Source organism: Arthrobacter cryoconiti (genome assembly GCF_020905375.1).
GTDB lineage: Bacteria > Actinomycetota > Actinomycetes > Actinomycetales > Micrococcaceae > Specibacter > Specibacter cryoconiti.
Genome location: NZ_JAJJBU010000003.1, coordinates 471,315 through 490,808, shown reverse-complemented (window position 1 = coordinate 490,808; position 19,494 = coordinate 471,315). Strand labels below are relative to the sequence as shown.

The 19,494-nt window shown below is 59.0% G+C and carries 15 protein-coding genes and 2 tRNA genes; 6 read left to right on the top strand and 11 right to left on the bottom strand.

The window, feature by feature from the left end; all coding sequences use genetic code 11:
* Positions 1-79: 79 nt before the first annotated feature.
* From LOH53_RS02290 to LOH53_RS02280, 3 genes are all read right to left on the bottom strand, one after another.
* Positions 80-979 (bottom strand): DMT family transporter, encoded by a 900-nt coding sequence (locus LOH53_RS02290; RefSeq protein WP_230066086.1) that lies wholly within the window; start codon positions 977-979, stop codon positions 80-82.
* Positions 976-1,608, bottom strand: coding sequence for a CDP-alcohol phosphatidyltransferase family protein (locus LOH53_RS02285; RefSeq protein ID WP_230066085.1), 633 nt, complete (start codon positions 1,606-1,608; stop codon positions 976-978). Before LOH53_RS02285 ends, LOH53_RS02290 begins: the two co-directional genes overlap by 4 nt.
* Before the next feature lie 63 nt (positions 1,609-1,671).
* Positions 1,672-2,511, bottom strand: coding sequence for a phage holin family protein (locus LOH53_RS02280; RefSeq protein WP_230066084.1), 840 nt, complete (start codon positions 2,509-2,511; stop codon positions 1,672-1,674).
* A gap of 305 nt (positions 2,512-2,816) precedes the next feature.
* Between LOH53_RS02280 and LOH53_RS02275 the strand changes: the two genes are divergently transcribed.
* Positions 2,817-4,037 (top strand): multidrug effflux MFS transporter, encoded by a 1,221-nt coding sequence (locus LOH53_RS02275; RefSeq protein WP_230066083.1) that lies wholly within the window; start codon positions 2,817-2,819, stop codon positions 4,035-4,037.
* A gap of 283 nt (positions 4,038-4,320) precedes the next feature.
* On the top strand, positions 4,321-4,815 hold the full coding sequence (locus tag LOH53_RS02270; RefSeq protein ID WP_230066082.1) for a hypothetical protein: 495 nt from the start codon (positions 4,321-4,323) through the stop codon (positions 4,813-4,815).
* Here LOH53_RS02270 and LOH53_RS02265 read toward each other — a convergent pair.
* The 3 genes from LOH53_RS02265 to LOH53_RS02255 form a co-directional block, all read right to left on the bottom strand.
* Positions 4,779-5,960, bottom strand: coding sequence for an LCP family protein (locus tag LOH53_RS02265; protein WP_230066081.1), 1,182 nt, complete (start codon positions 5,958-5,960; stop codon positions 4,779-4,781). The two genes, LOH53_RS02270 and LOH53_RS02265, sit on opposite strands and share 37 nt — an antisense overlap.
* Before the next feature lie 402 nt (positions 5,961-6,362).
* Positions 6,363-6,656, bottom strand: a complete 294-nt coding sequence (locus LOH53_RS02260; protein WP_230066080.1) for a DUF4287 domain-containing protein — start codon at positions 6,654-6,656, stop codon at positions 6,363-6,365.
* A 476-nt stretch (positions 6,657-7,132) separates the two neighbouring features.
* Positions 7,133-8,224: an NADH:flavin oxidoreductase/NADH oxidase gene (locus tag LOH53_RS02255; protein ID WP_230066079.1), complete on the bottom strand. Its 1,092-nt coding sequence runs from the start codon at positions 8,222-8,224 to the stop codon at positions 7,133-7,135.
* Positions 8,225-8,440: 216 nt separating this feature from the next.
* On the opposite strand from LOH53_RS02255, the gene LOH53_RS02250 reads away from it, so the two are divergent.
* Both LOH53_RS02250 and LOH53_RS02245 read left to right on the top strand, forming a co-directional pair.
* Positions 8,441-9,346: a helix-turn-helix transcriptional regulator gene (locus tag LOH53_RS02250; RefSeq protein WP_230066078.1), complete on the top strand. Its 906-nt coding sequence runs from the start codon at positions 8,441-8,443 to the stop codon at positions 9,344-9,346.
* A 203-nt stretch (positions 9,347-9,549) separates the two neighbouring features.
* On the top strand, positions 9,550-10,590 hold the full coding sequence (locus LOH53_RS02245; RefSeq protein WP_230066077.1) for an NAD(P)-dependent alcohol dehydrogenase: 1,041 nt from the start codon (positions 9,550-9,552) through the stop codon (positions 10,588-10,590).
* An 86-nt stretch (positions 10,591-10,676) separates the two neighbouring features.
* On the opposite strand, the gene LOH53_RS02240 is transcribed toward LOH53_RS02245, so the two are convergent.
* From LOH53_RS02240 to dusB, 5 genes are all read right to left on the bottom strand, one after another.
* Positions 10,677-10,752, bottom strand: a tRNA-Asn gene (locus LOH53_RS02240).
* A 112-nt stretch (positions 10,753-10,864) separates the two neighbouring features.
* Positions 10,865-10,940: transfer RNA gene (locus LOH53_RS02235), tRNA-Asn, on the bottom strand.
* A 61-nt stretch (positions 10,941-11,001) separates the two neighbouring features.
* Complete coding sequence (gene dnaG, locus LOH53_RS02230; protein ID WP_230066076.1) at positions 11,002-13,059, bottom strand: DNA primase; 2,058 nt, start codon at positions 13,057-13,059, stop codon at positions 11,002-11,004.
* Positions 13,060-13,153: 94 nt separating this feature from the next.
* Positions 13,154-14,428 (bottom strand): deoxyguanosinetriphosphate triphosphohydrolase, encoded by a 1,275-nt coding sequence (locus LOH53_RS02225; RefSeq protein WP_230066075.1) that lies wholly within the window; start codon positions 14,426-14,428, stop codon positions 13,154-13,156.
* A 639-nt stretch (positions 14,429-15,067) separates the two neighbouring features.
* On the bottom strand, positions 15,068-16,249 hold the full coding sequence (dusB, locus tag LOH53_RS02220) for a tRNA dihydrouridine synthase DusB (RefSeq protein WP_230066074.1): 1,182 nt from the start codon (positions 16,247-16,249) through the stop codon (positions 15,068-15,070).
* A gap of 268 nt (positions 16,250-16,517) precedes the next feature.
* On the opposite strand from dusB, the gene LOH53_RS02215 reads away from it, so the two are divergent.
* The gene (locus LOH53_RS02215; RefSeq protein WP_230066073.1) at positions 16,518-17,255 is read left to right on the top strand and encodes an ATP-binding cassette domain-containing protein; all 738 of its coding nucleotides are present in this window, start codon (positions 16,518-16,520) and stop codon (positions 17,253-17,255) included.
* On the top strand, positions 17,256-19,475 hold the full coding sequence (locus LOH53_RS02210; RefSeq protein ID WP_230066072.1) for a YhgE/Pip family protein: 2,220 nt from the start codon (positions 17,256-17,258) through the stop codon (positions 19,473-19,475).
* The last annotated feature ends 19 nt before the right edge of the window (positions 19,476-19,494 follow it).

Here is a 19,494-nt window from a genome sequence, read left to right as displayed (position 1 = left end):
CAACCACGGGGGTTACCTACGCCGTCGTGCTGGATTCATGGACTGCCCCGCAATCACGGGACCGTAATGCGTTGGCGCATTACTTGCGCTGCTCTCTCTTGGCATCAGCGCGGCGCTTGACAACGTCCGGATGATGCCGCGACAACGCGACCACCCCAACGATAGCAAGCAAAGCGGCCCCAGCCATGGATATCGCAATCACGGGGGGCACATCGGGACGAAGCTCACCCAAAATGGTAATTCCGATTCCAATTCCAACTATCGGATCGATCACGGTCAGCCCGGCAATAACAAGGTCCGGCGGACCACTGGAATATGCGCTTTGCACAAACCAGCTGCCCAACCCTCCGGCCGCAGCGATCGCAATGATCGAATACCACTGGACATTGAACATGAACAGTCCATTGGGATCAAACAATTGCTTCGAGATGATCCGGGTCAGCACCGCGACGAAGCCAAAAAGGACGCCCGCGCCCAGAATATAGAAGAAAGCCTTCAGACGGTTTTTGAACAGCACCAGGGAACCACCAAAAATCACCACGACGATGCTCAGCAGCATCACCACCGTGAGCTCCTCTTCGGGCAAGACGTGGGTGTTTTCACTGACCACATTGACCGCAAGGAGAACAAAAAGGGCGCTACCACTGACACACGCGGTAATGGCAACTACCGTGGCTCTGTTCAAACGGATTCCCTGATCGCGGGAGTTGACAATGGTGGTGATGACCAGCGCGATCGCACCAATGGGCTGGATGACGGTCAAAGTCCCCAGGGTCAGCGCCACCACGTTCAGGGCCATGCCAGCCCCAAGGAGCCCTAGTCCCAGTACCCACCGCGGGTTGCGCAGCAACCGCAAGAAGCCTGATCCGCCAAGTGCAAGCCCACCCGTATTATTTTGCACCGCACTACCCTGGCGTTGGGCACCAAAAGCCAAGAAGAAAGCACCAGCTACGGCGCATGCAACTGCCAGCCACATCATGGGCGGCCTGCCTGTGGTGCTCCGTCAGCTTGTGGTGTTCCAGTATTGCGATGCACCGTCCGGTATTTGGCCAGCAGTGCACGCCAGTACAACGCGAAGGCGACCACGTGCATGAGCATTCCGGCTATGAGGAGGATCCAGGCAGCAACAGCTGTGGCGTCCGAATCCAAAGCTTTCGCCAAGAGCAGCAGGGGTGTGCCGATCAACAGCACCGCGGTACGAGTCTTTCCCAACAATGTGACTTTCAACTCGGCGTCGCCGTGGAAGAGGTAAAGGGTGGCGGCGAGCAGGACAATGTCAGGGATGAGCATGAGTAGCAAAAGCCATAGCGGGAGAATATTGGCAATCACCAACGTGATGATGACAGCCACCAATGCCACTCGGTCGGCCAAGGGATCCATAATGCGGCCTAGTTTGGAAGACTGATTCAGCTTCCGGGCCACATAGCCGTCAATCCAGTCAGTACAGCCCATCACAGCCAGCACAAAGACACCCCACCCATATTCGTGCCGGGCCAGCACAAGCCAGACAAAAAGGGGAGTACCTAAAAATCTGCCCACAGTAATGAGGTTTGGGATGGTCACAACAGCGTTCTCCCGGGTGGCTGGCGCGTCGTATCCGGCAGGCATGCGTCTCACCTCTCCCACAAACGTCTGACATCAGCGTAAAAGGCCGACACTCGCTTCATGCTCCTAGTTCTTGAATAACTTTCGCAGTAAGAACGCGCAGGCGCTTGCAGACACGGCGAAAACGGCGAGTGGTTTCCATCGCCCCTGCATATTCTCCCGTCCGGCGGCAAGCACTCCGGAGGCTGAAGAGCGAACAGAGTCCCCGGCCTTATCTTTGGCAAAGTCCAGCAGATGCGCGCCCTGTTTCTTGACGTCCGCCTGCTCGATTAATTCCGCGCGCAGGACAGCCAAGTGTTCCCGTCGAGCTGCCGTGCGCAGAACCAACTCTTCGGCACTTGCTTTGGGACCGTTCTCGGCAGCCTTGGCCTCACGCTCGGCTTTCTCTTTCTCCTGCTGGGCCTGCGCCTTTGCTGCCTTGGCCTTCTTCTCTTCTTTGCTCAGCTTCTCTTGAATGAGTGTAGAAGCATCAAAGTCGCTACCTTCCTTGGCGATGCCGAGATCGTGACGGATCCCCCGCCACGCGCGCTCAGGCATCAAGGGAAGCAGAGACTTAAACTTTCGGTATCCGATCAGCGCCGCAATACCCGTTGCCAACAGAAGTGCGGCACAAATAATCAGCGCTGCGAGCCACAGTGGAAGAACCACCGCTAAACCTGCAATCGCAGCAACCACCAGGGCAATGACCAAGAGCATCACGAAAAGCACTGCGGCCCCGGCAAAGACACCGACCCCGCCCAGACGCGCCTTCTTTTGCTGAAGTTCCAACTTGGCCAGTTCAATTTCGTCAGTGATCTGACGCGGCACGAGGCGTGAGGTCGTCTTGATGGCGTCAAGAAGAGTCGAGCCGTCAACTTCTGGACGCTCCAGTGTCTCGACCAACACGCGCTTGGGTGCATCGCTCATGGGACCGCCTCCATCACATTCGTTTCATGGCACACACGACTTTTGCCCGAAATCTTTGTGTACCGCCGTTTTTGGTACACACCAGCATAGACAAAATTACCATCCCTCGTGGTGGAGCGATTCGTGCGTAGTAGGAAATAGCTGGGGCCGTTGTGACGTTATGGCACTGGGCAGGAGCACACCGGAGCGTTAACAGGGCACTCCTGACCCACCGAAGCAATATCATTAACACCTAAGCCTTTCCCAGTGCCGTGGATGCGCAAAGGGCCCGCTTGCCATGCTTTTCGATCCCGAGGAATCCTGTTTTGACCCCCATTTCGCACCCAGGCGACAGCCTGAGCCGCCGACAAAAACTCGTCTATGTCCTCGTCTTGGGCCTGTTGACAGCCCTAGGCCCGTTCACCGTTGACCTGTATCTGCCAGCCTTCCCCATCATCGGTGAGGAACTGAAGGTTAGCGCCACTGCCGTCCAGCTAACTCTCACTGCCACGACAATCGGTTTCGCGGCCGGGCAGTTGGTAGTGGGTCCGTTTAGCGACAAATTTGGCCGCAGACTGCCCTTGATTTTGGCCACCACCGTACACGTGGCGGCATCTGTGGGTGCTGCCATGTCCACCGACATCACCATGCTGGGGATCTTCCGCATCTTGCAGGGGATTGGCGCGGCCGGCGGTGGCGTGGTGGCCATGGCCATGATCCGTGACCTCTTCGGCGGTTACCGGCTTGTCAAGATGCTCTCCTACATGTCGCTGGTCAACGGTATGGCGCCGATCTTAGCGCCCGTGATCGGTTCCCAGCTTCTGGGCATCATGGACTGGCCCGGCATCTTCTGGTTCTTGGCCGGCTACGGCGCGCTTGTAGTTCTAGCGGCCTTCGTCTTTATCATCGAGACCCTGCCCCGTGAAAAACGCAAGTTCGACGGCGTGAGCGTTGCCGGCCGTTACAAGGCGGTTTTCAGCGACAGAATCTTCGTTGGCACACTCTTTGTAGGCGGACTCAACTTCGCCGCCTTGTTCACTTACCTCTCAGCCTCAACCTTCCTGTTTCAAACGACCTACGGATTCACGCCCCAACAATATGGTTTCCTGTTTGCCGCCAATTCCCTTGGGGTGGTCACAGGAGTCCAGGTGGCGGCTCGCCTCATGCGCTTTATTGGCCCACAATGGGTCATTGCTGGCGCCACGGTGGGCCAGGTGCTGGCGGCGATCGCCATGGTGGTCTTTGACCAGCTGGGCTTTGGGCTGTGGGGAGTGATTGTCCCGCTCTGGTTCTTCATTGCGGCGACCGGATTCATGTTCCCCTCCGTGCAGGTTTTGGGTCTGGCCCGCAACGGCAAGCAAGCTGGCACAGCGGCCTCTTTGCTCGGTGCCGCCACCTTCGGATTTGCAGGACTTATTACCCCGGTGGTTGGTCTTGTGGGAGTCAAGACTGCTAGTCCGATGGCCCTCATCATGGGTACTTGCAGCCTGCTGGCGATGGCCGCCCTCTGGCTAATCGTCCGGCCACGTACGGTGCCAAAACTCTAAGACCAGGGCTCACGCCGGGCCGATCCACGTGAGCCGGCAAAGAAAGAAGCGGTTCCGCACTCCTGAGTGAGTGCGGAACCGCTTCTTATCTTAGCGCCGTTTTTTCGAGGACCCGGTGACGTGTAGGATCTCTGAGCGGGATGCGGACACGATCCCCTATCACCTCGAGCTTCTACCTTGTATGGTTCGCACCAATTGATTGACTGGTAGATGGGTCCACTTATCTGGCATGACCTACCTATCCTTCTCATGAGTAGCGGCAATGAACGAGGGGGATGAAACCGTGAAATTACGGTTTTCGTTACGGGGATTCACGATAGTTGCTGGTGTGATCGCGGCCTTGGTGGTGGCGGTTTTGTGCATCGGCTCTACCTTCTTCGGCCTGCCACTAAACCTGTCCACCCTATTGCTGGGTTTAGTCATACTCGCGACAGTCGTCTCGCTGACGGTTCTTTGTGGCCGGGGAAGGGGCCATTTACGCCTCGCCTGGGTGGTGGCCGTAGGAGAAATCCTATGGGTTTCCGCTGCCGCAGCGGCTCGGCAACTGCTCAGGCTTGAAGGAAATCTTGTAAGCCAAAGCCGGCCGACAGAATTTGTGGACGTGCTCCTATTTTCGATGCTTGCAGTTTCCCTCACATCATTTGTGGTTATGCTGGTCGGCGCAGCCAAGATAGCAGGAAGCCCCCGGACCCCATCCACTTCTAGCTACCCACAAGCCCACCCGCAAGCAGAACAGGTCATTTATTTGAATCCGGATGCCGATTGGCACGTCTGCTGATCCGCGTTCTGACCTGTAAGAGGATCCGGAACAGACACTGCTGTTGGCATGGGGGCGCCCTCGCTCGGAAGTTCTGAGGGCGCGACACCTGGCGATATATCTTGACCAGGCGCCGCAGCACCTTTGTCATTTACCGATGTAGAAATATCTTGGTCCGCAATAATCGTGGAGAAGAGCTTCTTAGCGGGTTCTTGTTGTATCTGAACTCGGTTGGGATCGTACACATATGGTTCGTGAGGTACGGTGACGAACGTCACGTTGGCTGGGTTGATGTTCTTAAGTCGGCTGGCTAGCTGCAATAACGCAGGGATATTAGCAAGCCCTTTATCGATAGTGACATTCTTAGTGACAGTGTCTGCGATCGAATAGAGCTTGGGTACGTCTGTGAGCGTTTTTTCACTTTTAATTTTGCGCACGAGGGACGACAAGAACCCTTGCTGGGCAGCTATCCGGGAAAGATCACTAGCATCACCGAAGGCGCTCCGGGTTCTCAGAAAGGCCAAGGCGTCCTCCCCCTGAATGGTGCTGTTTCCCGCAGGCAAATGTAGTCTCGAGTCAGCGTCATCGATCGCCTTGTTGACACACACCTGAACACCGCCGACAGTATTAGTTAGATCAACGACGGCATGGAAATCAGCAATCATAAAGTGCTCGAATGAGACCCCCGTAAGATCGCCAACCGTTTTCCTCAAGCAGGACGGTCCCCCCATTTTCAGGGCAACATTCAGAATTTGCGTTTCCATTGCAGGCCACGGCGGACCGCCGGCAGCATCCACACATCCGGGGAACGGGGCCATCGTGTCTCGGGGAATACTGACGACAGACATTCTCTGTCTATCCCCCGAAATGTGAACCGCCATCATGACGTCAGCGTTTCCTTCACCGTTGGAGTCATCTGCACTGCCGTAGCGGCTATCGGCACCATCGCGTGTGTCTGTTCCGACGACCAAAATATCTATTGGTGAATTGTCGTCTACCGGAGGCTCTGATGACGGCTGCTCTCCGGGCTGAAACAAATCGACAGCAGCTATATTATTCTGCAGTTTTAAATAGGCGGTAGCACCTGCTCCGCAAACCAGCAGCAGCAATAGAGACGAGACGATCCCCAACTTAGACCATATCGATAACCTGCGTTTTACAGACATGTGTCGGGGAGACTGTTCTTTGCTCGCCTCAGTAGTATCGCCGTTCGATGAGGGATCTACGTATGGATGCTTCGCTACCGTCTTGTTCTGAGATCGCCTTTTCCCCATGGACAACGAGTCTACTGCTCGGTTGTGGGGCACGGTTTAGTTTCGGCTTTGTTTTTCATCCGGCTAGAAAGACAGACCGAATACCATCCTCCGCACGCAGATATCGTGTAGCAGCCCAAGCAAGAAGGGAGCACCGCAGAAAACAGAAAAATTGTACTCTAAGGGTGAGTTGAGCCAAGTATCAACTGGACGACAGCTTGCTCACGAAAGCCGCCTTGAGCCCGTCACATAAGAGGATTGACTACCGGGCATTTATCCGTGGTTCGTTTGACGACGTAGGGGTCTGACCAGCCCTTAGTAGCACGCTGGCTTGGTGGCAACACCATCCAGCCACAGGTGATCCTTCAGGTCACTGTGGGCGCTCCCCGTGCCGACGTGTTTGCTACCGATGCTGTCGCCCTTCGTGATGACATGAACCATGGCCATCCCGTGCCCCCGCCCAAGGCCGTATTCCTCTGACAGCCATGTCAGGATGGATCCCGCCTTGGTTTCGGGACCTAACCCGCGCTGATGTGCGATTTCGATCAACTGGCGCGGGGTAAGCCCTGTCTTTTTCTCGACGGTGTCGAGGTAAGCCTGGAATGACATTGATGTCCCTTCATTTTCGGCCAGTATGACGCATCCGTTGGGAGTGCGCTAGCCGAGGGACCGCTGCTACCGTCGAACCTGCTGAACCGTATCCCCAAGCCGGTCCCTCGTCGGCGCAAGTACAACCACAATTCTCCCAAACTGAAATCCGCGATAATCCACTGACCTCCGATTCCGGTAAGACCCGCCCGCAATAGTGCCCGGTGAACGGACGGCGGACCTTATATGGGGCAGAATTTCCGCCTTCCACGAGTCCGGTCTTCTGACTCCGACAAGCGTTGGCCCGCTACTCGCCATACCGCCTGACCCAGTTGATTTGGTCGTCGCACGTGGAACTGGATGGCGCGTCTTCACCAACGATGACGCGCCTCGTAGGAGAGTGACACGAATTTGAGACTTCCGCAGATCCAGCGTTGAACATCGACGCTGGTCAGAGCGAGCCGCCGGTGACAGAAAACTTGAGATGTTACATGACGCTACGCCCTGGTCCGTTCCATTGGAGCGCGGTGGTACTGCTGCGGGGCGTACGGAACGTCAACGCCCAGCGTGGCGGCGGCGCGCAGCGGGAAATTGGGATCGCGGAGGAGCTCGCGGCCCATCATGACGACATCGGCCAAGCCGGTGGCAACGATCTGCTCTGCCTGTCGGGCATCCTCGATGAGCCCGACGGCGATGGTCGGCACGCCGGCATGGGTGCGGACCGCGGTGGCGAATGGGACTTGGTAGCCGGGGCCGACTGGGATCGATGCGGAAGGGACGTTACCGCCGGAGGAAACATCTGCCAGGTCGGCACCGTGCTCCGCGGCCCACCGTGCAACGGTCTGCGTGTCCGCCAGGGTCCAGCCCCCGTCGGTCCAGTCCGTGGCGGAAAAGCGCACCACCACTGGCACGTCAGCGCCGACTTCGGTGCGGACAGCGTCGATGGTTTCCAGCAGCGCACGAGCGCGGTTTTCTAAGGAGCCGCCGTAAGAGTCAGTGCGGGTGTTGCTCAAGGGTGATAAAAACTGGTGCAGGAGGTAGCCGTGGGCGGCATGAATTTCAATGAGGTCAAACCCTGCGGCGACGGCCCTTCGGGCGGAAGCGGCGAAGGCGTCCGTGACCTCCCGGATCCCTTCCACCGTCAGTGCCACGGGCTCCTTGTAGCTGCCGAAGGCCACAGTGCTGGGCGCCAGTGTGGTCCAGCCGCCGTCGTCCACGGGGACTGTGCCGTGACGTTGCTCCCAAGTCCTATAGGTTGACCCTTTACGTCCGGCGTGCGCAAGCTGGATACCGGCTACGGCACCCTGTGAGTGGATGAAACTGACAATCCGGGCGAACGCTGCTTCCTGGGAATCGTTCCACAAGCCCAGGTCCTGAGGTGAAATCCGACCTTCGGGAAGGACCGCGGTGGCCTCGGTGAACACGGCGCCTGCCCCGCCCTTGGCGAAGGATCCCAAGTGCACCAAGTGCCAGTCGTTGGGCATCCCGTCCTGCTGTTCAGCTGAATACTGGCACATGGGTGTGACCCAGAGCCGGTTGCGGACGCTCACACCGCGCAAGGTGATCGCTTCAAAGAGTGCAGAGGACATAGGCCAAGACTTCCTTCTGATGGTGGACGCTTGTAGGGGGAACACCGCTTAGTCGATTCTGATTCCCCAGCCCGGCTCAGGTCCCGGGCGCGCCGCGCAGCGGACAACCCCTGCCAACTCACGGCTTCGCCATTCCGGTGGAAATTACTATGGTGGCCCTCACAGACCCTGTCAGGGCCTCCCACTCATAGTGGAGCAGGACGTAACGTGGTGGATATGAATAACCGCAACGAGATTCGGGAATTCCTTGCTTCCCGGCGGGCGAAGCTCACACCCCAGCAGGTGGGGCTGCCAACCTTTGGTGGTATCCGCCGCGTCCCGGGTCTGCGCCGGGGAGAAGTTTCACAGCTAGCAGGGGTCAGCGTTGAGTATTACACCCGGCTGGAACGCGGCAGTCTGGCCGGGGTCTCCGACTCTGTCTTGGACTCCATCGCCCGTGCCCTTAGGCTCACCGAGGCTGAGCACCAGCACCTGTTCAATCTCGCCAAAGCGGCCAGCTCGGCACCTCGCACACGGCGACGGGCCGCCAAGGAAATCGATCCGAGCATCCAACAGATCCTGGACGGCATGGTGGGGATCCCCGCATTTGTGCAAAACCGGAGTCTGGACATCGTCGCGGCCAACGATCTGGGGCGCGCCCTGTATTCGGAGGCCTTCAAGGAACCGGCACACCGGCTAAATTATGCGCGTTTCGTTTTCTTCAACCGCGGTTCAGAGTCGCTTTACGCGGACTGGAACCTGGCCGCCGACACGGTGGTGGCCATGCTACATGCGGAGGCCGGCCGCGACCCTTTCGATCGGTGCCTGACGGACCTTGTGGGGGAACTCTCAACCCGGAGTACAGAATTTCGCAGGCGCTGGGCGCAGCATGATGTCCGCCACCACCGCAGCGGCGTCAAGACCCTCCGCCACCCGTCCGTGGGCGATCTGGTGCTACATTTCAACGCCTTGGAGCTGTCGGCATCACCGGGCCTGACGATGTTCGCCTACACAGCCGAGCCAGGGTCCTCCTCGGAGGACGGTTTGGCACTGTTGGCCAGCTGGGCTGCCACCACTAAGGAACTCGTCGCGGAACCCGCCAGCGATGCACACAGCACCACCGGGGATGCCCTGCGCCACTGACCCCGCATTATTGGGCCGCCGCCGTGCCAGCTGACGGCTCGCCGGCAGGCAGTCTGACCTCACGGCACGCTACATTCAAGCCCCCTCACATTCATGCACTCTGACATTCATGCACGACGCCGTGCCGAACCGATGGCATACAGCCATCCCCACTGCTTCTCCCCCCAAAAACCATTCCTACACATCAACTACAGGAGTAAATAATGTCTACAGTCAAGGCTTACGCAGCACCCTCCGCCACCGGTGATCTTGTACCCACCACCATTGAGCGCCGGGAAGTGGGCCCCCACGATGTCCTGATTGACATCAAATTCGCCGGTATCTGCCATTCGGACATCCACACCGTCCGCGGCGACTGGGGCCCGCAGCAGTACCCTCTGGCGCCAGGCCACGAGATCGCCGGCATCGTGCGCGAAGTGGGCTCCGAAGTCTCCCGACACAAAGTCGGCGACCGTGTTGGGGTCGGTTGCATGGTCAACTCCTGCGGCGAATGCGCCAACTGCCAGGCCGGCGAAGAGCAATACTGCCTCAAGGGAAACACGGGCACCTACGGCGCCATGGACCGCGACGGAACCATCACCCAGGGCGGCTACTCAACCCACGTCGTCGTAACCGAAAACTTCGTGGTCAACATCCCCGACGGACTTGAGCTCGACGTCGCCGCCCCGCTACTCTGCGCCGGTATCACCACGTTCTCCCCCCTGCACCACTGGGGTGCCGGTCCCGGCAAGAACGTCGCCGTCGTGGGCCTGGGCGGGCTCGGCCACATGGCGGTCAAGATCGCCCACGCCATGGGCGCAACCGTCACCGTCCTTTCTCAGTCGCTGAAGAAGAAGGAAGACGGCCTGCGTCTGGGCGCCGATCACTACTACGCCACCAGTGATCAGAACACGTTCTCCGACCTCGCCGGAAGCTTCGACCTGATCATCAACACGGTCAGCGCCGTCATCGACATCAACGCCTTCCTCCAGCTGCTCAAGCTCGACGGCGCACTAGTCAGCGTGGGTGCCCCTGCCGAGCCTCTGCCCGTGCAGGCGTTCTCCTTGATCGGGGCACGGCGCACCTTCGCCGGATCCGCGATCGGCGGCATCAAAGAAACACAGGAAATGCTCAATTTCTGCGCCGAGCACGGCATCGGTGCCGAGATCGAGGTCATCCCTGCCAGCAAGATCAACGAAGCCTACGAGCGCGTCCTGGCATCCGATGTCCGCTACCGCTTCGTCATTGACACCGCCACCCTCTAGAGCGGAAATTGTGGCTTAAAAAGGTTAACAGCCACACTAGAAAAGAAGAGGTCCCGCACTCAGTAATGAGTGCGGGACCTCTTCTTTGGCTCCTCTGACTGGACTTGAACCAGTAACCCTTCGATTAACAGTCGAATGCTCTGCCAATTGAGCTACAGAGGAATGAAGCAGTCAATACCCTAGCAGTGCCGTGTCATAACAACAAAACAAAGCAGGATTAGAATCTGCTGTGCGCGTGGCCCGGATTGGCATCCGGAAATCCCAACAATGGGATTGGCTCCTCTGACTGGACTTGAACCAGTAACCCTTCGATTAACAGTCGAATGCTCTGCCAATTGAGCTACAGAGGATCGCGCAGAACAACAATAACAAAGGCTGGCCCGGTTGCGAAATCGCCTGTGCGTGAACTGCTCAAGAGTCACCCCGCAGGGCCCGTCTAGCACTTTCCAACTCCATGAGTTCACGCTGGAGCATCGTGTAGCCTTCCGGGTCCACGCTTGGATCCATCCGCTGGAGGGCGCCGAGCCGTTCTTGCTTCAGGCGGGTGATCTGCATCTCAAATAATCTGCGCAGAATGTCCCGGCAATACCGGTTTAGCGTTTCTTCCTTTGTCGCTGGTAGCGGGCTAAGTGCCAGTTCCGCCACCAGCGACACCAGAGTAGCTGGCACGTTTTCTCGCACCGCTTCTAGCCACTGCGAGGACGCCACCAGCGACTCCCCTGCCGCGGCGATACCCGTTTGAACAGCCTTATATGCCGGAATGACGAAGTCGGTGGCAGCGAAGTGTTGCCAGTTTCCGCTCGTGAGCAAGCCGGGATGTTGCAACACCACTTCCAAAGCTTCCCGTTCCATCCGTCCCTGCGGGTCCCGCGGATCCGGTCTTTCGTAGACGGGTGCAGCCGGTTCTTGTATGGAAGGTTCGACGCCGTCACCGGCTCCGGCGTCCTGCCATCTTTGCCTCTGGTGAGGGGTCCCAGGTTCGGGATTTGCCGCACCAAAGTGTTCCTGATGCCCAAAAGTTGTGGTGTTGGCGCGTCCGCCGCTGCCGACGTCGTACGTGTCTTGTCCTGTCTTGAGCTGACCCGCAGACGTCGGAGATTGGCGCGAAGCTGTAGTCCCGCTTACGGCAGCGGTTTGGGCACGTTTCTCGGCTCCCTTGACAGCGCGCATCACCTCGTTTGGGTCAGCAATACCCAGCCAGCCAGCGAGTTCTTGGCTGTAGCCCATCCGTGTAGAGGCATCGCGAATGGCTGCGACCACCGGAGCCGAGGCTCGCAGTCCGCTGACACGCCCTTCTACCGTGCTCAGGTCGAATTTGGCCAGGGTGGAGCGAATGGCAAATTCAAACAACGGTCGACGTGAGCGGATCAGAGAATGGACGGCCTCGTCCCCGCGGCGTTGGCGCAGCTCGCACGGGTCAGCCCCTGAAGGTTCCACTGCCACGAAAGTCTGCGCAACAAAGCGTTGATCCTCATCAAAGGCCTTCAGCGCCGCCTTTTGCCCGGCAGCGTCGCCGTCGAACGTGAAGACGATCTCACCACCAGTGCCGTCGTCTGAAAGCAGGCGGCGAGCAACCTTGATGTGATCGGCACCGAAGGCGGTACCGCACGTGGCTACGGCCGTGTCCACACCAGCCAAGTGGCAGGCCATCACGTCGGTGTAACCCTCCACAACCACTAGCTGGCGTTTGGAGGCGATATTCCGCTTTGCCAAATCGATCCCATAGAGCACCGAGGACTTCTTGTAGAGCACGGTCTCCGGGGTGTTGAGGTATTTGGGTCCCTGATCATCGTCGAAGAGCTTGCGGGCACCAAAGCCCACCGTATCTCCGGCAATATCGCGAATAGGCCACATGAGCCGACCCCGAAAACGGTCGTAGATCCCCCGCTGACCTTCGGAGAACATGCCGGTGAGTTTCAGCTCTTCTTGGGTGAACCCTTTACCGGAGAGGTATTTGAGAAGGGCGTCCCAACCCTGCGGGGAGTAGCCGACCCCAAAGTGTTCAGCGGCACTTCGTTCAAAGCCGCGCTCCTGCAAAAAAGCCCGTCCGGTAGCAGCGCCCGGTGTCAACAATTGAGCTTGGAAGAACTCTCCTGCAATCTTGTGGGCGTCCAGCAAGCGCTGGCGGCGGCCCACGTCTTCGCGCCGCGGTCCACTCCCACCGTCTTCATAGTGCAACTCAAAGCCGATGCGGCCAGCGAGTTTCTCTACAGCTTCCGAAAACGGGATGTGGTCCATTTTTTGGACGAAGGAGATGACGTCGCCACTCTCTTGGCAGCCAAAGCAGTGGAAATACCCCATCTGCGGGCGCACGTGGAAGGAGGGGCTGCGCTCGTCGTGGAAAGGGCATAAACCCTTGAAGGAACCAATCCCGGCGGATTTGAGCGTGACGTAGGCGTCGACGACCTCTTTCAGATCGGTACGCGTGCGCACCTCGTCGATGTCTTCCCTCTTGATCAGCCCGGCCACAGGGTCAGTTTACGTGAATTCGCCGTACACAACGCCACGGTACTTCTTCGCTTGGGGAGAACACCGCGAAGCTCAAAAAAGTAGCAAGCGGAGCCTAAAGCAGTGTGCGCTCCATGCCGACAAGGCGTTCATGCAATGCCAGCGCCGAAACGTCAGTCAACGAGGCAATTTGATCGATCACGACTCGGAGTCGGGCGTCGTCGTCCTGCGCATTTTGCCAATCTGCGGCAAACATGGTCTCCAAATGCGCGTCCCCTGTGGCATTAAGGACGGCAACAAGTTCGCTGAGCACGTCCTGCTGGCGCTGATAGATGGGTTGGCGGTGGTCCGTGGTCATGACGAACGTGGTGGCTAGGCCCTTCATGACGGCGATTTCGACACTAGTTTCTCGAGGCACGACGACGTCAGCGGCGTACCGGGTGAGCCTTCCTGTGCCGTAGAGGGCTTGGGTAGCAGCGACTGCGCTCTGGCAGAACCGTCCAATCAGCTGACTCGTCATATCCTTCAGAGCCGCCATTGAGGCTCGGCTGCCGTCTGCATGCCGAACCCAGACGTCTGTGGATTCTAGCCGGGCCAGTGCAGCCTCGATCTCTGCTGTCTGTGAACCTGGCAGATACCACTGTTGGGTGTAGCCCAAAACTCTGCTGCGCTGGTCGGCATTAGCCAGCCATTTGAGCTGAACGTGCCCTGCAACGATCGCATCTTCCACGTCGTGGACGGAGTAGGAAATGTCATCAGCTAAATCCATGACCTGAGCCTCGATGCACGTTTTCGCTGTGGGGGCGTCCCTGCGTAACCATTCAAAAACGGGCAGATCGTCGGCATAGGCACCAAATTTGCTGGTCCGGCGTCCATCCAGCAAAGGAGCGTCGGCAGCTAACCACGGGTACTTGGAAGCTGCATCCAATGAGGCACGGGTCAAGTTCAAACCGGCCGAACCGCCGTCCGGCGTCATGACTTTTGGCTCCAAGCGTGTCAGCAGGCGCAGCGTCTGGGCATTGCCTTCAAAACCGCCAATGTCATGGGAGAGGGCGTTGAGAATTGACTCGCCATTGTGGCCGAACGGGGGATGTCCAAGGTCGTGAGAGAGGCATGCCGTATCCACCACGTCCGGGTCGCAGCCCAAGACACGGCCCAGCTCGCGGCCTATTTGGGCCACTTCCAAGCTGTGGGTGAGGCGGGTTCGGACAAAATCGTCGGTGTCCGGAGCCACCACTTGGGTCTTGGCTCCGAGGCGGCGCAACGCAGAAGAGTGCAAGACGCGTGCCCGATCACGCTCAAAAACGGTGCGGAAACTGCTCTTGTGGGCCTCCTGGACCCACCGTTCCACGTCGCTGGCGGAATACTCTGGCTGCGCGCTGGTAGACATAGCCCTAAGTTTAGGGCCAAGCTGGCGACAGTCATGGACGTTGTCCACAGCTGGCTCCTGAGTTAGCTGGTTGCCGGAGCTCGCACAGTCGGGAGCGTACTGGGCCCACAAACGCGAGGGCCCCGCAACGAGCGTGCGAGTTGTGGGAGCGTACTGGGCCCACAAACGCGAGGGCCCCGCAACGAGCTCGCACAGTCGGGAGCTTACTCGGCCCACAAACGCGAGGGCCCCGCAACGAGCGTGCACAGTCGGCAGCGTACTGGGCCCACAAACGCGAGGGCCCCGCAACGAGCGTGCGAGTTGTGGGAGCGTACTGGGCCCACAAACGCGAGGGCCCCGCAACGAGCTCGCACAGTCGGGAGCTTACTCGGCCCACAAACGCGAGGGCCCCGCAACGAGCGTGCACAGTCGGCAGCGTACTGGGCCCACAAACGCGAGGGCCCCGCAACGAGCGTGCGAGTTGTGGGAGCGTACTGGGCCCACAAACGCGAGGGCCCCGCAACGAGCTCGCACAGTCGGGAGCTTACTCGGCCCACAAACGCGAGGGCCCCGCAACGAGCGTGCACAGTCGGCAGCGTACTGGGCCCACAAACGCGAGGGCCCCGCAACGAGCGTGCGAGTTGTGGGAGCGTTTGGGGACTATCCCCCGGAAACGTCCAATTCCGCGGCACCAATATCTGCCTGCTGCTCGCCGCTGAGATTGCGGGACTTCAACCATCCTTCGGGCAACGCCGTGCGCTTGGGCGTGCCGGCGCGGCCTCGGGGCCCTTCGGCGTCGGCTCCTGGGTAGGGGGATTCCATGTCCAGCTGGTCCAGGAGACCACGCAGTACCTCGAGTGTGGGCACGGCGGCCAACTGGGCGCGCAGTTCTCCCCCCACTACGTAGCCCTTGAAATACCAGGCCATGTGCTTGCGAATGTCACGCAGGGCCTTGTTTTCGTCGTCGAACGTGTCAACGAGCAGCTCAGCGTGCCGATAGACGGCGGCGGATACTTCTGCCAATCCAGGGCGGTGGCGTTCCTCGCTGCCCTCAAAGGCCGCTTTGAGATCGCCGAAGAGCCACGGACGGCCCTGGCAGCCCCGCCCGACCACAACGCCGTCAACACCGGTTTGGCGGACCATGGCGATGGCGTCCTCAGCACTCCAGATGTCACCGTTTCCCAAGACTGGGATGTCCGGCAACACTTCGCGGAGCCTTGCGATGGCGTCCCAGTCGGCGTGTCCGGAGTAGAACTGGCCAGCAGTGCGCCCGTGCAGTGCCACGGCAGCTACCCCGGCATCGCGCGCGATCCGTCCGGCTTCAAGGTACGTCAGGTGGTCATCGTCAATCCCTTTACGCATCTTGATGGTCAGCGGAAGGCCGCCCTTGGATGCCTCTTTCACGGCTGTCTGCACAATCGAGGCAAACAGATCGGTCTTCCATGGAAGCGCCGCGCCGCCACCTCGACGCGTCACCTTCGCCACAGGACAGCCGAAGTTCAGATCGATGTGGTCCGCGTGGTCTTCCTCAACCAGCATGCGCACAGCCCGGCCCACGGTCTCCGGATCAACACCGTAGAGCTGGACGGAGCGAATTTCCTCGTCCTCGTCATGGCTGATCAGCCGCATGGACTCGGGTGTGCGCTCCACGAGAGCCCTAGAAGTGACCATTTCCGAAACAAATACACCTCCGCCGTGCTCGCGGCACAGCCTGCGGAAGGCCGTATTGGTGATACCTGCCATGGGGGCAAGCACCACTGGGGTCGTAACTGTGATGTTGCCTAGCTTCAAGGGAGGCAAGTCAAGTTTGGTAGCGCTGGTGGGGATGTCTGTAACGGTCACCCATCAATTCTCTCAAATCCATCCAAATTAAGCTCACCCAGGGTTCTTAGTGATGACAGATGCCGCGCACCTGATCTTTTTCAAAAACCCTGCGAGCCGATCCGGGCCGTCCAACGCTGTGAAGAAAGTCACGGAGCGCGAAACGGAAAACAATCCGTTACGAATCGCTCAATGTTGCTAGACTGACTGGTCAGTACAAAGAATTGAAATGACCGGATAGCGAACTAAGTCGAAAAAGACTTCCCGCCCCGATCTCCTGAAAGGAAACATGGTGCAGATATACGCAGACGGGCTTGGATGCTCCGCCAGCCGGGGACCCGTCTACGGCCCGTTGACGTTCGAGATCGGCGACGGGCTAACAGTGCTCCGCGGTGACCCAGGCAGCGGGCGGACCAGCCTGCTCTTGACACTGGGCGGGCGGATGAAAGCTGACACAGGACAGCTGACCGTCAACGGATATGAGCTCCCGCGCAAACTACGCGCCGTGCAAAAAATTACCGCAGTGTGCGGCTTTGCTGGCATTGACGAACTGGAGGATTCCGTGACCGTGGGCGCTGCCCTCCGTGAGCGCGAGGCTTGGCTGAGCCCTTGGTGGGGAATCGTCCACAAGCTCAATGATGTTGACGTAGCGCTGCGCTGTGCAGACGTATTTGCAGACGAAGCCATACCCCATGCCGACACAGTCATTTGGAACCTCAATGAGCGGGCGAAATTTCTCCTGCGCATCACCTTGGCCATGATGAACCGCCCCGACGTCCTGTTGGTTGACGACTTGGAGCAGCTCACCTCAAAAGAGTCACACAGCACTCTGTGGCGCAGGCTAGCGAACATTGCAGCCAGGGGCACCGCCGTCGTAGTGTCTGCTTCCTCACTTGATACGCAGCTGTGGGAAGCACTGGACATCAACCCGTCAGTGGTGGAATTGACGGCTGCCCGGACTCCGCAGGATGCGGAAGCCACCGGCCAGGCCCCTATTGCAGCACAACCGATCAAAGAGAGTCGCTAAATGTTTGCCTTTTTATCCACCGGTACCGAACTGAGCCGGTTCAAGCGCGGAAAGCTACCCAAGATAGCCGTAGCCGTGATGCTGTTCATCCCACTGATCTACGGAGCGCTCTATCTCTGGGCTTTCCAAGCACCCGACAAACACCTAGACCAGCTTCCCGTGGCGTTAGTTAACCAAGACACGGGTGCTACGAATGCTGGCACTGCTGTGCATGCCGGGACCGATCTGGCCAGCAAACTCATGGCCGGCATGGACGTGAAATGGGAGCAAACCGATGCCGCAACTGCCGCTCACGGGGTGGATGAGGGAAAGTACTATTTTGCGCTGACTATCCCCGCCGATTTCTCCGCCCAAGCCGTTTCTGTAGGCACCGATTCGCCAGCCCAGACTCTCCTAGATGTCCGGTACAACGACTCAAACAACTTCCTGTCCACGGTGTTGGGCAAGCAGGCGATGGCTCAAGTTCGTGACGCAGTAGCCACCCAATTGGGACAGCAAACCTCAAGCACATTATTGGTGGGGTTGCACGACGCCGGCGATGGCCTCCGCAGTGCTGCTCTTGGCTCGGCTCAGATCACCGGAGGAATTGACTCGGCTAAAAATGGTGCGGGGCAGTTGGTCGTTGGCATGAACGATCTAGCTAATGGCTCAGTGACGCTCAAGGACGGCGCCTTGGCATTAGCTAATGGGGCAGGGACACTCTCCAACGGTGTCAAAGACCTCTCCGTTGGTGCCGCGACGCTTAACGGTGGAGCGCAACAGCTTTCCGTTGGCACGAACTCCCTGGCCGCCGGACTCAACGAGTTGCGCGGCGGAGCCACCACTTTGACCCACGGCACCGCACAGCTGGCAGACGGCTCCGCTGAACTCTCCACCAAGCTCACGGGAGCCATTCCGCAAGCTCAAAAACTCTCGTCCGGTGCGAACGATGTATCCACAAACGCCTCCACACTCGCTGCGAGCGCAGCAACGACGTCCGCAGAACTAGAAAAGCTGATTGCCACAGCCCAGGCTCTGCCGGCGGGCACCCCAGCCAGCGCACTCGTAGCCAGCCTCCAGCAATTACAGTCCCAGGCCGTAACACCTCTGGCCAACGGTGCCGCGAAACTCTCCACCGGAGCCACCGCTGTCGCCAGCGGGGTCGGCACACTCACTAGCGGGGTTACAGAGGCAGCTACCGGAGCCTCGGCACTGTCCACAGGGGCAGATACCGTCAACTCAGGCGCTATGGCCCTCTCCACAGCTGCGGGGCGAGCCGCCACAGGATCAGCCGACGTCGCATCCGGCGCCACACAAGTAGCAGCGGGTGCAGCGAAATTGTCCACGGGTGCCGACTCCGCCCGCGATGGCGCGTCCTCGCTGGCCGCGGGAGCCGGAACTCTCAGCTCAGGCTCCGGCAGTCTGGCCACAGGAGCCACGAAGTTGGCTGATGGTGGAGCAACGCTCGCTGATGGAGCCAACAAACTCTCCACCGGCAGCCATCTGCTCACTGACAAACTCACGGAAGGTGGTCAAACAGTACCCAATGACCCCGCGACATTGCTGGAGAAAAAGTCACATGTTCTGGCAAACCCCGTGGGCGTCAAATCCACCTGGAGCAACCAGTCGAACAGCTTTGGTGAAGGATTCGCCCCGTTCTTCATTGCCCTCGCCACGTTTGTCGGGGCACTAATTTCCTGGCTCCTCTTGCGCGCCTTGCCCACCCGGGCCTTGGCCGCAGGCGTATCAGGGATCCGCAGCGTCCTAACCGGGCTGTTGCCAGCCCTGGCCATTGGTTTGGGACAGGTCTTGATCATGGTGGCGGTACTGCTGTGGGGACTGGACATGAACCCTGTGTATCCAGTCGCTATGGCGGGGTTCATCTATCTAACGACGGTGGCCTTCCTAGCACTGCAGCAGATGCTGATCATTGTCTTTGGCACAGCGGCTGGCCGAGTTGCCAGTCTGGTGCTATTGATGCTCCAGCTAAGTTCCTCAGGTGGTACGTATCCCGTGGAGACCACCCCAGCCTTTTTTCAAGCACTTCACCCGTTCATGCCCGCCACCTACGTGGTCAACGGGCTTCGAGCATTGATGACTGGTGGAATAGACTCTCGTTTGTGGATTTCCGTGGCATTCTTAGCCGTGATGACTGTAGCTTCTGTGGCCATCAGTTCATTCAGTGCCGGTCGCCAGCGCGTTTTTTCCATCAAGCGCCTGCATCCTGAATTGGAAATGTAAGCCAGTCAAGAGTCTTTTC

What these genes read in the sequence shown, in the direction of transcription:
- LOH53_RS02290 (WP_230066086.1), bottom strand. Translation starts at nt 979, where the DNA reads ATGATGTGGCTGGCAGTTGCATGCGCCGTAGCTGGTGCTTTCTTCTTG.
- LOH53_RS02285 (WP_230066085.1), bottom strand. Translation starts at nt 1,608, where the DNA reads ATGCCTGCCGGATACGACGCGCCAGCCACCCGGGAGAACGCTGTTGTG.
- LOH53_RS02280 (WP_230066084.1), bottom strand. Translation starts at nt 2,511, where the DNA reads ATGAGCGATGCACCCAAGCGCGTGTTGGTCGAGACACTGGAGCGTCCA.
- LOH53_RS02265 (WP_230066081.1), bottom strand. Translation starts at nt 5,960, where the DNA reads ATGTCTGTAAAACGCAGGTTATCGATATGGTCTAAGTTGGGGATCGTC.
- LOH53_RS02260 (WP_230066080.1), bottom strand. Translation starts at nt 6,656, where the DNA reads ATGTCATTCCAGGCTTACCTCGACACCGTCGAGAAAAAGACAGGGCTT.
- LOH53_RS02255 (WP_230066079.1), bottom strand. Translation starts at nt 8,224, where the DNA reads ATGTCCTCTGCACTCTTTGAAGCGATCACCTTGCGCGGTGTGAGCGTC.
- LOH53_RS02250 (WP_230066078.1), top strand. Translation starts at nt 8,441, where the DNA reads ATGAATAACCGCAACGAGATTCGGGAATTCCTTGCTTCCCGGCGGGCG.
- LOH53_RS02245 (WP_230066077.1), top strand. Translation starts at nt 9,550, where the DNA reads ATGTCTACAGTCAAGGCTTACGCAGCACCCTCCGCCACCGGTGATCTT.
- LOH53_RS02225 (WP_230066075.1), bottom strand. Translation starts at nt 14,428, where the DNA reads ATGTCTACCAGCGCGCAGCCAGAGTATTCCGCCAGCGACGTGGAACGG.
- LOH53_RS02215 (WP_230066073.1), top strand. Translation starts at nt 16,518, where the DNA reads ATGGTGCAGATATACGCAGACGGGCTTGGATGCTCCGCCAGCCGGGGA.
- LOH53_RS02210 (WP_230066072.1), top strand. Translation starts at nt 17,256, where the DNA reads ATGTTTGCCTTTTTATCCACCGGTACCGAACTGAGCCGGTTCAAGCGC.